Origin of the sequence: Bacillus sp. CCNWLW194 (assembly GCF_037120585.1) — a bacterium.
Classification (GTDB): Bacteria; Bacillota; Bacilli; order Bacillales; family Bacillaceae_G; genus Bacillus_A; species Bacillus_A basilensis.
The window spans coordinates 140,106-154,182 of the sequence record NZ_JBBBBL010000007.1; the positions used below are offsets into that span (position 1 = coordinate 140,106).

At 34.8% G+C, this 14,077-nt stretch carries 16 protein-coding genes and 1 pseudogene; 7 read left to right on the forward strand and 10 right to left on the reverse strand.

Annotation, left to right across the window (positions count from 1 at the left end; genetic code table 11):
• Position 1 precedes the first annotated feature (1 nt).
• Entirely contained in the window at positions 2 to 1,234 is a 1,233-nt protein-coding gene (locus V7S50_RS17410) for an MFS transporter (RefSeq protein ID WP_242254535.1), read from the forward strand.
• A gap of 184 nt (positions 1,235 to 1,418) precedes the next feature.
• On the opposite strand, the gene V7S50_RS17415 is transcribed toward V7S50_RS17410, so the two are convergent.
• Complete coding sequence (locus V7S50_RS17415) at positions 1,419 to 1,685, reverse strand: hypothetical protein (RefSeq protein WP_242254537.1); 267 nt, start codon at positions 1,683 to 1,685, stop codon at positions 1,419 to 1,421.
• A 349-nt stretch (positions 1,686 to 2,034) separates the two neighbouring features.
• On the opposite strand from V7S50_RS17415, the gene V7S50_RS17420 reads away from it, so the two are divergent.
• Positions 2,035 to 2,742: a DNA alkylation repair protein gene (locus tag V7S50_RS17420; RefSeq protein WP_242254539.1), complete on the forward strand. Its 708-nt coding sequence runs from the start codon at positions 2,035 to 2,037 to the stop codon at positions 2,740 to 2,742.
• Between the two features lie 99 nt (positions 2,743 to 2,841).
• Here the strand turns inward: V7S50_RS17420 and V7S50_RS17425 are convergent, their stop codons facing one another.
• Entirely contained in the window at positions 2,842 to 3,174 is a 333-nt protein-coding gene (locus V7S50_RS17425; RefSeq protein WP_242254540.1) for a DUF3895 domain-containing protein, read from the reverse strand.
• 397 nt (positions 3,175 to 3,571) lie between these two features.
• Here V7S50_RS17425 and V7S50_RS17430 point away from each other — a divergent pair, with 397 nt between their 5' ends.
• Complete coding sequence (locus V7S50_RS17430; RefSeq protein ID WP_309259122.1) at positions 3,572 to 4,654, forward strand: S-layer homology domain-containing protein; 1,083 nt, start codon at positions 3,572 to 3,574, stop codon at positions 4,652 to 4,654.
• A 131-nt stretch (positions 4,655 to 4,785) separates the two neighbouring features.
• On the opposite strand, the gene V7S50_RS17435 is transcribed toward V7S50_RS17430, so the two are convergent.
• Entirely contained in the window at positions 4,786 to 5,244 is a 459-nt protein-coding gene (locus V7S50_RS17435) for a VOC family protein (RefSeq protein ID WP_242254542.1), read from the reverse strand.
• A gap of 364 nt (positions 5,245 to 5,608) precedes the next feature.
• Here V7S50_RS17435 and V7S50_RS17440 point away from each other — a divergent pair, with 364 nt between their 5' ends.
• Complete coding sequence (locus tag V7S50_RS17440; RefSeq protein WP_242254543.1) at positions 5,609 to 6,019, forward strand: DUF4279 domain-containing protein; 411 nt, start codon at positions 5,609 to 5,611, stop codon at positions 6,017 to 6,019.
• A 101-nt stretch (positions 6,020 to 6,120) separates the two neighbouring features.
• Here V7S50_RS17440 and V7S50_RS17445 read toward each other — a convergent pair whose 3' ends face one another.
• From V7S50_RS17445 to phaZ, 4 genes and pseudogenes are all read right to left on the reverse strand, one after another.
• Complete coding sequence (locus V7S50_RS17445; protein ID WP_000166302.1) at positions 6,121 to 6,321, reverse strand: NETI motif-containing protein; 201 nt, start codon at positions 6,319 to 6,321, stop codon at positions 6,121 to 6,123.
• The gene (locus V7S50_RS17450; RefSeq protein WP_242254545.1) at positions 6,305 to 7,501 is read right to left on the reverse strand and encodes an MFS transporter; all 1,197 of its coding nucleotides are present in this window, start codon (positions 7,499 to 7,501) and stop codon (positions 6,305 to 6,307) included. The genes V7S50_RS17445 and V7S50_RS17450 overlap by 17 nt, the downstream gene beginning before the upstream one ends.
• Positions 7,502 to 7,615: 114 nt before the next feature.
• Positions 7,616 to 7,843 (reverse strand): annotated as a pseudogene (locus V7S50_RS17455) (hypothetical protein).
• A gap of 60 nt (positions 7,844 to 7,903) precedes the next feature.
• Positions 7,904 to 8,821 carry an intracellular short-chain-length polyhydroxyalkanoate depolymerase gene (phaZ, locus tag V7S50_RS17460; RefSeq protein ID WP_242254712.1) on the reverse strand — a complete coding sequence of 306 codons (918 nt, stop codon included), beginning with the start codon at positions 8,819 to 8,821 and terminating at the stop codon, positions 7,904 to 7,906.
• A gap of 174 nt (positions 8,822 to 8,995) precedes the next feature.
• Here phaZ and V7S50_RS17465 point away from each other — a divergent pair, with 174 nt between their 5' ends.
• The 3 genes from V7S50_RS17465 to V7S50_RS17475 all read left to right on the forward strand — a co-directional run bounded on the left by V7S50_RS17465 (position 8,996) and on the right by V7S50_RS17475 (position 11,987).
• Positions 8,996 to 9,412, forward strand: a complete 417-nt coding sequence (locus tag V7S50_RS17465; RefSeq protein WP_000343680.1) for a MarR family winged helix-turn-helix transcriptional regulator — start codon at positions 8,996 to 8,998, stop codon at positions 9,410 to 9,412.
• Positions 9,413 to 9,427: 15 nt separating this feature from the next.
• A complete protein-coding gene (locus V7S50_RS17470) occupies positions 9,428 to 10,627 on the forward strand; it encodes an MFS transporter (protein ID WP_063220952.1) in 1,200 nt (399 codons plus the stop codon).
• A gap of 100 nt (positions 10,628 to 10,727) precedes the next feature.
• Entirely contained in the window at positions 10,728 to 11,987 is a 1,260-nt protein-coding gene (locus V7S50_RS17475; RefSeq protein ID WP_242254555.1) for a serine hydrolase domain-containing protein, read from the forward strand.
• A gap of 54 nt (positions 11,988 to 12,041) precedes the next feature.
• On the opposite strand, the gene V7S50_RS17480 is transcribed toward V7S50_RS17475, so the two are convergent.
• Genes V7S50_RS17480 through V7S50_RS17490 form a run of 3 tightly spaced genes read right to left on the reverse strand, consistent with a single transcriptional unit; the run spans position 12,042 to position 13,968 of the window.
• Positions 12,042 to 12,830, reverse strand: a complete 789-nt coding sequence (locus V7S50_RS17480) for an ABC transporter permease subunit (RefSeq protein WP_242254556.1) — start codon at positions 12,828 to 12,830, stop codon at positions 12,042 to 12,044.
• Positions 12,827 to 13,732 (reverse strand): ABC transporter ATP-binding protein, encoded by a 906-nt coding sequence (locus V7S50_RS17485; protein ID WP_242254557.1) that lies wholly within the window; start codon positions 13,730 to 13,732, stop codon positions 12,827 to 12,829. Before V7S50_RS17485 ends, V7S50_RS17480 begins: the two co-directional genes overlap by 4 nt.
• Positions 13,729 to 13,968 carry a PLD nuclease N-terminal domain-containing protein gene (locus V7S50_RS17490; protein WP_000690914.1) on the reverse strand — a complete coding sequence of 80 codons (240 nt, stop codon included), beginning with the start codon at positions 13,966 to 13,968 and terminating at the stop codon, positions 13,729 to 13,731. Before V7S50_RS17490 ends, V7S50_RS17485 begins: the two co-directional genes overlap by 4 nt.
• Between the last annotated feature and the right edge of the window lie 109 nt (positions 13,969 to 14,077).

Genomic DNA, 14,077 nt, shown 5'->3' on the forward strand with positions numbered 1-14,077 from the left:
TATGAATAGTAAAGAAAAAATGATGACCACTCTAAAACATAATCATACTCAGCTACATTCATCTGCTAGTGCAATCATGTCCCGCTATATGACTCTATTATTCTCCATTGCTTGCGGGATGGCTGTAGCAAACATATACTTTGCTCATCCACTACTTGATTCATTGTCAAATGAATTTAAGATTAGTCATTCGACTATCGGTATTGCGATTACTATTACTCAAGTTTGTTATGCACTCGGTTTACTTTTATTAGTTCCACTCGGTGATTTATTAAACCAAAAGAAAATAATAATTCTCCAAATGCTTTTATCTGTTTTTGCTTTAATTATAATCGGGTGCGCTCCCTCAAGCACCGTACTTTTTATAGGTATGGCCTTAGTAGGAATTCTTGCAACTGTTACGCAAACACTCGTCGCATATGCATCAATTTTAGCTAATCCAACTGAACGTGGACGCATAGTAGGTTTCGTTACAAGTGGCGTTGTAATAGGTATTCTCCTTGCCCGTACATTTGCAGGCACATTAACAGATTTAGCTGGATGGCGATCCGTTTATCTCACCTCCGCTATTCTTTTACTCTTCGTAACTGTTTTGTTACACCGGAACTTACCAACTCTTGAACATAAAAAAGTGACAACTATGTCTTACCGAAAGTTAATACACTCTGTTCTCTTATTATTTGTGGAAGAACGACTTTTACGCATTCGCGGCATATTAGCATTGCTTATTTTTACTTCATTCAGTATTTTATGGACTTCTTTAGTATTGCCTCTAAGTGCTACACCACATAACCTTTCGCATACAGCTATTGGCGCATTCGGCCTTGCTGGAGTTGCAGGTGCATTAGCTGCTACTAAAGCTGGACAATTAGCTGATAAAGGATTCGGACAAAGAACAACTGGCATAGCCTTATCATTATTAGTACTTTCATGGCTCCTAATTAAATCTATTAACCATTCTCTATTATTACTAATTTTCGGCATTATCCTTTTAGATTTAGCGGTGCAAGCTGTACATGTCACCAATCAAAGTATGCTTTTCACAGTGCGTCCTGAAGCGAGAAGTCGACTCACTGCCAGTTACATGATTTTTTACTCTATCGGTAGTGCAACAGGTGCAATTCTTTCAACAAATATGTATGCAAAATATGGTTGGGATGGAGTATGCATATTAGGTGTATCTGTTAGTGCTTGTGCTCTTTTATTTTGGATAATAACCTTACGGCGATCATAACAGCTAAAAGAAGAATAATTCATTTATGTTTCATACGTGTTTTTCTACAAGACTATAGAATAGCATTTACTTTTCAACACAAATCAACGGCATTTTCATATAAAAAATGCCGTTGATTCTAAATTTTCACATATGCGATTCATCATTTTATAATAATAAATCCTATACTAGCGAAGTACATCTATTACAAATTCCCTTTAACATTTTCGACAATCTCGTTTATTGTATTCCGATCAAACTTATCACTAATTTCGTATGGCTCACGATCTCCTACTAATTGTACACCTACAATATCATTGCGGTCTTTACCATATTGCACTTCAATAATAGACCCACGCTCTATTTGTTTCCAAACGAGACCTGCTTCAGCTTTTTCAGTAGTTCCGCAACCCACAATAATACCAATTGGCATAACTGCAGTTAATACTACTCTAGTAATTTTCTTTATCATTTATAACCAACCTCACATGTTTAACTTTAAATTCCATTTATCCCCTTACCAAATAATAACATGCTAATACCGAGAAAGAGCCGAAGGTAAAATATTATTTTCATCCCAACAATCTATGTAAAAAGCTATACTTCTGTATTTCCTTCCCGTCTACTTTCATATAGTACCCTTACAATTATAGATAGCTAGACTTTCAAAATCACTAACTGAATTATCGATAAATTATAGAAAGTAGACATCCTACTCACATAAGATTTAAAATTAGGAAGTATGGAAAACATGATAAAAAATTTAAACTAGATGATCGCAATTAAAATGATTTTTATATGAAGGAAGGAAGTGCACAGCTATGGATTTAAAAACAGTTATGCAAGAGCTTGAATCCCTCGGTAAGGAAAGAACGAAAAAAATATACATATCTAACGGTGCGCACGAACCAGTTTTCGGCGTAGCTACAGGCGCTATGAAACCAATCGCTAAAAAAATAAAATTAAATCAAGAGTTAGCTGAAGAACTGTATGCGACAGGCAACTACGATGCTATGTACTTTGCAGGCATTATTGCGGATCCGAAAGCTATGAGTGAGTCTGATTTTGATCGCTGGATAGACGGAGCATATTTTTATATGTTGTCCGATTATGTGGTAGCAGTAACTTTATCAGAATCAAATATTGCACAAGATGTTGCTGATAAATGGATTGCAAGTGGAGACGAGCTACGAATGTCAGCGGGCTGGAGTTGCTACTGCTGGCTTTTAGGAAATCGCAAAGACAATGAGTTTTCTGAAAGCAAAATTTCCACTATGCTTGAAATGGTAAAAAATACGATCCATGATTCACCAGAACGAACAAAATCCGCTATGAATAATTTTCTAAACACTGTAGCAATTTCATATGTGCCACTACACGAAAAGGCAGTCGAGATTGCAAAAGAAGTTGGTATAGTTGAAGTAAAACGCGATAATAAAAAAAGCAGTTTGCTACATGCTTCCGAAAGTATTCAGAAAGAACTTGATAGAGGCAGACTTGGTTTCAAACGTAAGTATGTAAGATGTTAAAAAAGAAAAAGGTGGTATCAATCTTTCTTGATTGATACCACCTTTTTCTTTGACTACTGAACTCTCTTCTTAGAAAACATTCATTTACCTATGGACAACTTATATGTTAGAAATTTCTTCTTTTAATTTATAAACTCTATCTCTTTTCTCATCGCTTTTGACAAAAATAAGCTTTCCTTCTTTAACAAAATCTTCTAATACTAAGCATACTTGTCCATATGCTTTCGGCTTATTCGTTGTGAATCTTTCATCTGATATTTTGCCGGATCGTATTAATTGTTCACATAGCTCAAGTGCACTTATTTCTTCAGAATCCACTAATTCCAATATATCTTTTTGTAATGGCAATAAAGGTACTGGTATATCAGCTACCTCAACCTTTTCTGGTTTGTTTTCTTCTTCAAATAAATCTTCAAATGAAATTTGATTCATTACTTCTTTTCCTTTCTAACGATTGATTTGTATAACATGAACTGAATCCTATAGCGTAGTTATTATTATGTAGTACTTACCTTATTTCGTAAATATGAAACTCATGTACATCGTTTCATATAATATACTTCGATTATACCAAATATACGTTCTGTTTCCTATCGTAGATTGGAAAACAGAACGTTTTACTGTATATACCCTTATTAAATAGAGCTGAATATCCATTATCCAAATATTACATTTTCAGTTATATTATCAAAAATTTATCCACATTACGGAAATAAATGACAAATAATTATAATTTACATGTTATAATTACGATGCATGCATTTAGTTGTATTAAATGTGTAATACGTATATGTAATAAAGTTAATTTAAACTGGGGAGGCTTTCGCAAATGGGAAAGAAAACAAGCAAAGCTAAAAAATTTTTCGGATTCATAATCACCGCAGCATTAGCAACTACAACTATGGTAGGTACAGTAAATGCTCAAACAACTACGAATAGCTATAAGGTAGCTAGCAATGCGAACGTTGTATTTACAGATGTACCAAAGGACCACTGGTCAAAAGATGCTATTGATTACTTAGCGGCAGCAGGGATTTATAAGGGGTATGGAAATGGGAAATTTGGTTTTGGGGACAACATCACTAGAGGACAGGTAGCTTCTTTAGTCAATCGACATTTAGGGTTAATCGCAGACGATAAACAAGGAAATATGTTTAGTGATATTACAAATCATATGTTTGAAAAAGATATTAAAGCCATTGCGCAAGCTGGAATTATGACAGGTGATGGAACAGGTACATTTCGTCCTGATGATGTATTAACTCGATATGAGATGGCAGTAATATTACAAAAAGCATTTCATTTAGAATCAAAAGAACAAGGAAAATTTAAAGACGTGCCAAAAGGTCATTGGGCTTATGAAGCTGTAAATACACTGCGTAGTAACCGTATAGCACAAGGTGACGAGGCAGGTAATTTTAACGGAAACACATTTGTGAAGCGTGAGCAATATGCACAATTCTTCTATAATGCAATAGCAAAAAATAGAGATTATAATTTCAACATCAATTCAAAAGAAGAAATGAAACAAATGTTAACAACAGCTTTACAGAATGGAACATTTGGTCCATTTAAATTAGATGTATTAGGTAAAGATCTATCTGACGTAAAAAAAGAATATGGAGTGCCTGATGTTTTGAAAAAAGCACCATGTACAGAATGTGATGCACCTAATATAGCGGTATACGGCGATTATAATATTGACATGTACCCTTCAGACGCTAGATATATATCGGTAAAAATGGATATCACTATTAACGAATTAAAAGAGTGGTTTGGTGAACCAGATGGAATCGGAGAAGATATGACTAGTGAAGGCTTCATATATAATCGAGGAAGCTATTCTCTTTATTTCAGCTTCTCTGATGGCTATATTCAACGCGCTGAAATATCTAAAAGTGAACATCATTAATATGTTACAAGCAATATAAAATATATAAAGCATAAAAAAATCCTTCAAGAACATGCCTTTTCTTGAGGGATTTTTTTTGTTCCTATCTATTTAACATAATACAAAGCTATAAAACTCCCACTGATTAAACTTTATTCTTCTTGGTGCTCCGCTTCCCATTCACTTAAATACGTTGCATATTCTAATTCATCTGGATTATCATGTAACATAGAAATAAACTCTAATTTATTTCCATCACAATCTAGAAAATATACGCTTGCAGCTGGCATCCACCTTTGGACAATTGGTTCTCGATTTCCTTTTCCCTGACTCCCCACTACCTCTATTCCACGCTTCTCTAACCACAATTTAGCATTCTTTAAAAAATCGAAATCTACACGAAAAGCGAAGTGTTTCGTCTCAAACTCTTCATTAGTATGTACTTCCCATAATCCGAGCATTTGTTTTTTATTTTCTCCTACCCAAAAGAACACAACTCGTCTTTTTAATAGTTTCTTTGCTAATGTTAAACCTAACTTATTTTGATAGAAATGTATCGCCTTTTCTAAATTTCTTACATGTAAATGAGTTTCAAATATGCTTTGTATCATGATATGTACGCCTCCCTCTCCTACATTCTGATTTTTAAAAATATGTTTTGTTTTTATCATACAAATTAATACATTTTTAAGCATCCTACTTTTGTATATTTTTTCTTTCCTACAAAGGTATAGGTATCAGCTTTAACTAATGTCCCAACGCCGGAATTCAATACAATGAAACTAGTGAGCTTTTATTCCCCGACACTAATCATGATTTTATGTAAAATTGGCCCTCACCTACTTTTCTCCCATTAGAAGCCTTGCTCCACAAATAGCAGGATAAAAATTCTATTTACATCCATAAATTTTTATAATGTAATAAGATTGACATCTTAATAATAGAGGAGGAACCATTCTGGATAAAACCAAAGTTATGACTTATTTTAGTGCAACGGGTGATATATTCCCTGTTGAAGCAATTACTGACGCCTTAAGTATCGAGCCTACAAGAACTTACAAAAAAGGTGATGTTGTTGCAAAACGTGATAATCCGAATCTTGTATCCACCAAAATCATATATAGAAAAGAGACGGATTGGACTTTAAGCACTGGATACCAAGAATCATACGATATAAATAATCAGTTGCATGTTATTCTAAAATCCCTTGAAGGAAAAACAGAACAATTAAAACATCTCAAGAAGAAATATAGTTTAGAGTTTCTTTTTATGGTAGTGATTCAAGTGGAGAATAACGAATCACCCGCAATGTATTTACAAAAAGATATACTTGATTTCGCTAGTTCGATTCAAGCAGAAATTCATTTTGATCTATATATGTATTAAAAACAAAAACGCTATTGATATTGGAATCAACAGCGTTTTTTTATGTGACTATATATTTTATCTTACTTGTACCTGAAAGCAAATTCTTTTTATATAACTTATTACTTCAATTTCCCCTCAAAAACAATTTTTCTACCGCACGGTTCAACTTCTGTTTTGCCGTCTTTCTTCACTTCATGAAAGATTGGCTCTTCCATGCGACGAGACGGTGCGTAGCCTTCTTGTTCCATACGTGCTAAGCAGTCTGTAATTGTTTCATTTTCGAGTACTTCAAATTTCTTTTTATTAGGTTGTTTTGTCATGCCCTAACCTACTTTCTATTTTTCTTGATGCGAATTGATTCTTCATGTAGATCATATATAACATCGCGAGAATCCCTATTATAATCATAACCGCAATAAAAAAGCTTGTATACTGTATTTTTTCTATAAATACGCCTCCTAATACAGGTCCCAGTATACTTCCTAAACTAAAGGCGATTCCAGATAATATATTACCTGCTGGTAATAAGTGTCTCGGTAATAAATCTGTCATAAATCCAAGCCCTAATGAGAAGCACGATCCAATGACCATACCCGCCAACAACATGCAGGCAAAGACGATCCAGTAATATTGATCAAATACGGCTGCCAGTAGAAAAATGCCCGTACTTATGCTGAACGTCCACGTTAATATACGGTCCCTTCCGTATTTGTCACTTAATATACCGAGCGGAATTTGTGTAATAATGCCCCCAACTGCAAATGCTGGTAATAAGAAGGATACTTCTGAAACAGACCATCCTTTTCGAAGCGCGTATACTGGTAAGTTACTGTTTAACATTGCTTCCAGTACGCCATATGCAAGTGGTCCAAGTAACGCAATCCATCCTAATCCAACAACTTGTTTATAACGAGAAAATGATGATTCACTCTTCACTTCTCTTTCATCTTGTGCTGGGAATGCATTTTTTGTTGGTAATAGTAACAGCCATCCTATTAGACAAAGTACAGTAGATATCATAAACGGCGTTGCAAGACCGTACTGAACTGTGCTTGCTAAATACGGACCGACGGCAAAACCAATTCCGAAGAATACACCGTATATCGATACTTGTCTCCCTATTTTACTCGGGTCTGATGTTGTCGTGATCCATGTTTGTGTTCCGACATGAAGCATATGATCTCCGACTCCAACTAAAAATCTAAGGATAAACCATACCCAAAACGAAAATGTTTGTGTAAAAAAGAATAATGAAATAATAACGAGAAACCCACCAATAACGATAATTGGCTTCATTCCAAACTTTTGCATCGGTTTTTCAAGAAACGGTGAGATCACTAATATCCCAATGTATAGTGCCGTCGCATGAATACCGTTAATACTTGAACTAACCCCTTCTTGTTCAAAGATCATTGCAATGGCCGGTAAAATCATCCCTTGTGACAAACCCGAGATTGCTACAATCCCAACCATAATCCAAAATGTAAAACGCATTGACATTCCCTTTCCCTCTCCTTCTCACGCTGTCCACTTTTCATTATAAACTGTTTCTTCAAATGCGTGTACGAATATTCGCAGTAAAAAAGAAGCTAAAACAATGAATCTTTTAGCTTCCTATCCTTCCCAAACTTGTGCTTTCACATTGTAATGAAAGTGCTTGAAATATGGATTTTCATAAAATGATGGTCCATATAAGTGGTGATGTGCATGAGCTATTGATGGCTGCTGCATTTGTAAAGGAACTATAGCTCATGAAACTTGCATATACATCGGATCTATCATTATTTTTGTATATAAGTGATGATTATATGGCGAATGCGCAATTAAGAGCGGATGATGCACTGATAATCTCCCCTTTTACCTACAATGTTATAGTATATGCAACACCGTTCATTTCGGGGATTATTTCTGTTCTAACCAACCCTCTACATGTTTTATAAATACATCTAAACAATCAATAAACGGAGAATGACCACAATCTTCTAACAATTTTAATTCTGCATTCGGCAAATGTTTTGCTAATTCTTCACCGACTACTTGCGGTACGACATAATCTCTATCACCTTGTATGACGAGTGTCGGAGCTTTAATACGATGAATTTGCTTATTTCCCTCTACAACCCCATTATGTTCATCCGAAATATTAAATGTAATGAGCGCATAATTCACATCTACGAAATTACGTTGCGTTAACATATCATCTAAATACTTTTCATAACGATCCGGTTCAGGTTGATTATGTGTATATATTAATAAGTTCCATACTGTACGGTAATATAATTTATCCATATTTTTTATCGCATCTAGCACTGGTGCAATTTGTACGGGGTCTTGCGCGATTTCTTCTTTCGTTTTTAATAGACTCGTTACGATCGGTTGCCCATTAATATCTTTTTTAAAGATTGGATAGCCCTTCATTCCTACTGATTCTACTAAAATTAACTTTTCGACAAACGTTGGATGATTCGCTGTAAATTGCATCGCAACACCACCGCCCATTGACCAGCCCATTAATGAAAACTTCTCTAGTTTTAATTGATCGATAAATAGTTTTACATCTCTTGCAAAGTCTTGTAATGAATCTATCGATTGATTATATGTTGATTGACCAAATCCTCTTAAATCAAGAGCGTAAATATGGTATTGATCTTGCAGTTTTTCAATAACTAAGTCCCAATGTTGTGACGATGTCATGTTCCCGTGAATGAGTACAAGAATCTCTGTATTTTGCCTTCCAACTTCCTGATACGCAATCGTTTCTCCGTTCGATAGTGAAACAAACTCCATTGTTGCAGGCTTAATCATCACAAGTTCCCCCATTCTTTTCAATAGAAAGAAAATTCTTTACTTACTTAAAGAATAACATGCAGAATATATGTTCTCAACAAAAAAGCTATACGAATTTTTTACATAAATCAATATGTCTATTACTAGACAATTATTATAAAAAAGTATATAGTTAGCTAGGTAACTAATTTGAAAGGATCAAAATACATGGACGAAAAACAACATTTTTTCCACATTGTCAGCCAGACTTCTCGCAAGTTTACGAAGAAATTTAATGAACGCGTATCTCCCACTGGATTATTTAGTGCGCAATGGGCTGTTATTTTCCGTATTAATCAAACTGGTTCTTGTACCCAAACAGAATTATGTCAGTATTTAAATGTTGAGTCACCAACGATGACTCGTACGTTAACACGTATGGAAACGATGGGATGGATTATTCGTACAGAAGGAAAAGATCGCCGTGAGAAGCTCATTTCTTTATCAGAAACAGCGATAAAAATGATCCCGGTATGGCAAGAAGAAGTTGATACTTTCGAAGAAAAGACGCTAGAAGGTATTAACGAAGATGATTTACATCAAGCTTTTCAAGTGTTACAACAAATTATTAAAAACTTAGATTAAATTGGAGGGATGACGATGCAAAGTGAAAAACTTTGGACGAAGGATTTCCTCGGAACTTGTTTTAGTAGTCTATTTCTCTTTTTAACATTTTACATGCTTATGACTACTCTACCTGTCTATGTAATAGACGGTCTAAAAGGAAAACCTGAGGAAATTGGTTTAGTTGCAACTGTTTTTCTTATTTCTTCTGTTTTATGTAGACCATTCACAGGAAAATGGCTCGATGATTTAGGAAGAAAGAAAATATTATTTATTTCACTTTCACTATTTTTAGCCGCTACCGTTATGTATTTCGGTGCGCAAAGTTTATTTTTATTACTAGCCCTTCGCTTCTTACATGGTATTGGGTTTGGGATGGCGACAACAGCAACTGGTACGATTGTAACTGATGTTGCGCCAGCTCATAGACGCGGTGAAGCACTTGCATATTTCGGCGTATTCATGAGTCTGCCGATGGTAATTGGTCCTTTTTTAGGTTTAACAATTATTTCTCATTTTTCATTTACTGTATTATTTATCGTTTGTTCCGTATTTTCATTGCTTGCATTTTTATTAGGACTACTTGTAAATATTCCGCATGAAGCACCAGTAAGCAAACAAAAACGAGAAAAAATGAAATGGAAAGACTTAATTGAACCATCCTCTATTCCGATTGCTCTTACAGGATTTGTTTTAGCCTTTTCTTATAGTGGTATTTTATCCTTTATTCCTATCTATGCGAAAGAGCTCGGTTTAGCTGATATTGCAAGTTATTTCTTTATTGTATATGCACTTGTTGTTGTAATTTCTCGTCCATTTACAGGAAAGATTTTTGACCGCTACGGTGAAAACGTACTTGTTTATCCAGCTATTATTATTTTCACAATTGGGATGTTCGCATTAAGTCAAGCGCAAACTCCGTTTTGGTTCCTAAGCGCAGGTGTATTAATCGGTTTAGGTTATGGAACATTAATTCCAAGCTTCCAAACAATTGCAATTTCTGCCGCTCCAAACCACCGACGTGGTTCTGCAACAGCTACGTACTTCTCATTCTTTGATAGTGGTATTGGGTTTGGTTCTTTCATTTTAGGTATCGTCGCAGCAAAATCAAGTTACCATAATATGTATTTTATCGCAGCTATTATCGTTGCGTTCACTTTACTTCTCTATTATGGATTACACGGACGAAAACAAAAATTCAAGAAACAACGTACAGACGGACAAATTTCCGCTTAACGTTAATAAGGAAAGTAAACTTCTCTGTTTACTTTCCTTATTTTGTATTTCTTTCAATAGAAGCGTATACTTATAATAGAAATAATAAGGAGGGACCCCTATGAAACTAAAAAAATCTCCCCTACTCTTACTCATAATCACATTCATATTTGTAATTACAGGGCTCGGTTTTACATACTTCAAACACAATAAAACAATTCCATCAAAAAATAACGTGACGAAAAAAAATTGGTTAGATGATCCGTACTTACGTTGGTCTTACACACATATGAAAGAATTCACTTTAATTAATGACGTAAAAAACAATCCTGACCAAATTGCTCACTTCCCTTCCGCATTACAAAACTTAGACGATTTTGCTGTGGAGCGTAGGTTTGGAAATACAACTCCTCTAAAAAAACTTTTAGACGATAACAAAACAGATGCGTTTGTCGTTGTACATAATGGGCAACTTGTTTATGAACGATATTTCAATGGATATAACGAGAGTGAACCGCATGGTATGGCTTCATTAGCAAAGGTCTTTACGGGGGCAATGATACAATCTCTCGCTGAAGAAAATCGTATTGACTTAGAGAAAACAGCTGACACTTATATAAAAGAATTAAACAATACACCGTTCGGTAAAGCTACACTTCAGCAATTAATGGACATGCAAGTTTCTGTAGAATACCCTACTCACGGATATGAACATCCAGCGTTAGAAAATCAAGATGCACAACTATATTTAGCGAGCAATATTTTACCTCGAGGTAAAAACTACGACGGTCCAATGAAAATTTATGATATGTTACGAGAGGCAGAAGAAACCGCACCGCCCGGTTCCGGTTTTTCTTACGATAACGGATCAGCGGAAACGCTCGCTTGGGTTATTCGAACTATCACTGGTAAATCATTAGCGGAAAATGTTAGCGAACGAATATGGTCTCAAATTGGTATGGAAGAAAACGCATATTACGTAACAGATGAAACAAAAGTAGAACAAGCAAGCGCTGGTTTAAATGCAACTGCTAGAGATATGGCGAGATTCGGGCAATTACTATTAAATAACGGGGAATATAACGGAAAACAACTCCTCCCTTCCTCTATTACAGAAAGTATAAAAAATGTCCAAAAAGGTGAACTTGCAATTGGCACTGGTGCTTCTATTTCTTATCATAATCAATGGTGGATTCCGCACAATGAACAAGGTGCTTTCGAAGTGTTAGGTAGTTACGGACAAACACTTTACATCGATCCGAAAGCAAATATGGTAATTGTCCACTTCTCTTCTAACGCTACGCCAAGTAATGAAATACATTCAGTTTACTCCAACATGTATATTGATATTGCACATCATTTAGAGAAGCTTCCACAATAGTGGAAGCTTCTTCTTATTGCGTTGTTTTATTTGAAACCACTACCCTCATCACGGTTATTCATAATGAAACTTTTTATTAGCAATCCAATAATACGTTACGAAGAGTGTCAATAAAATCCACACTATAGTTAGTAATCCAGTAATTATTGCGTTTGAATTTACTCCCCCCGTGACTAACGTTTCCATTGCATACTTACTCATACCGGCTGGATTAAGCTGATCCAGTATTGGATTCAAACCGACGATTACTCTGCAGGCTAAAAGGAAAACAATTGAAATTAATGCAATAATACCTTGACTGTGAAAAATAGCACTTATCATTGTTGTGAAAGATACGATAAAAAGAACCCAAATTAGATAAAATAGTAATCCAGTAATTAGGTGTGCAAATGGAACGGCAGTAAAAAGAAAATTTACATATAGATAAGAAGCTACGTATCCAATTGTTACACTAAACGCTACCATTAAATAGTTTGACACTATTTTCCCACCTACATATGAAGTAACAGTAACGGGTCTTGTTAAAATAAAGGCCAACATACCATTAGCTTTATCTGTTTGAATTGCACCCATCATAGAAATCACTAGAATCATAAGTCCAAGCTGATCAAACTGGGATCCCAAAGTAGTCGCTAATACTTCGCTCCCTTTTTGCGCTGCCATACTCAGATCAATTGTAATTCCCTGGCCTCCACCTAACGCTTCTAGAATTGATGGCAAATAATGAGTTACTATCGGCTGTGTTGCACCTAAAAATATAAAAACAATTGGTAGCCAAATAATCTTAAAATCACGTAACATTTGAACATATTCTTTTTTTATCAATACCATTGAGTTATTCATTTTTGCACCACCAATTTCAAGAAAATTTCTTCTAAAGTATCGTTGCTCATTTTAAATTTAACGATGTCCACTTTATGTTCGAGTGCATTTTGCAGTAACATATTTTTGTTTATTTCGATACTTTCAACCTTCACTTTGATTTTAAGCCCAACCACTTCTACATTCTTCACATACGGTAATTTCTTTACAACTTCAATCCAATTTTGATCTTTATCTGTTATTTCAATAATTATTTTATTTTCACGATTACGGTGTAAAAGCTCCGTAATCGTTGTGTCTTCTATTTTTGTTCCATCTTTTATAATGACAAATCGTTCACAGATTTCTTCTGCATCGCTTAAGATGTGGGTTGATAATAAAATGGTTGTATCTTTTTTTATTTCTTCAATCAGATTCAATACTTCCCGCCGGCCGATCGGATCTAATGCGGATACTGGTTCATCCATGACAATAAGCGAAGGTTTATGCAATAATGCTTGTGCAATACCAAGTCGTTGTTTCATTCCACCAGAAAATGTACTAACCTTTGCATTTTCTTCTTCCTTTAGTCCAACTTTCTCCAACATTTTTGGAATCGACTTTGACAATTCTTCTTTTTTCAACCCCGAAAGTTGGCCCATAAACGTAAGCGTTTCTCTCGCTGTCATCCAATGAAAAAAATTAGGATATTGAGGTAGATAACCAATTTCACTTTTCATTTTTGATATTTTTATCCCATTCAATAAAACTTCACCAGCAGTTGGATTAGTAATATCCGAAATTACTTTTATTAATGTGGATTTCCCTGCTCCGTTTGGTCCAATTAATCCGACGCATTCCCCCGCTTGCAGTTCCATCGAGAAATTATTCACAGCAATTTTTCCTTTAAATGATTTTGTTACATTTTTAATCTCTAATTTCATAATTTCTCACTGTCCTTTCTCCCTATAACAAAGTACAAGATAGGTCCCAATATATTAACGAAAAGAATAATTAACGTCCATACAAGTACATTTTTTCTTGTTTTCCTATGTCGATATAAATCAATGAATGCAATTAAAACTAAAAGTGCTCCCACTGCAATAACTGGCAATATAATGGGTAGAAAAGCCATAATATCAATGTCTTTAAGATCATTCAATCCATAATGTATTTTCATTGTCATCACTCCTTTTAAATCTCATTATCATTATTGATAATGATAAAATAAAAACGGATGGATTGCAATCATTATTCTCATTATTTATAATGAGAATAAAAAAACAATA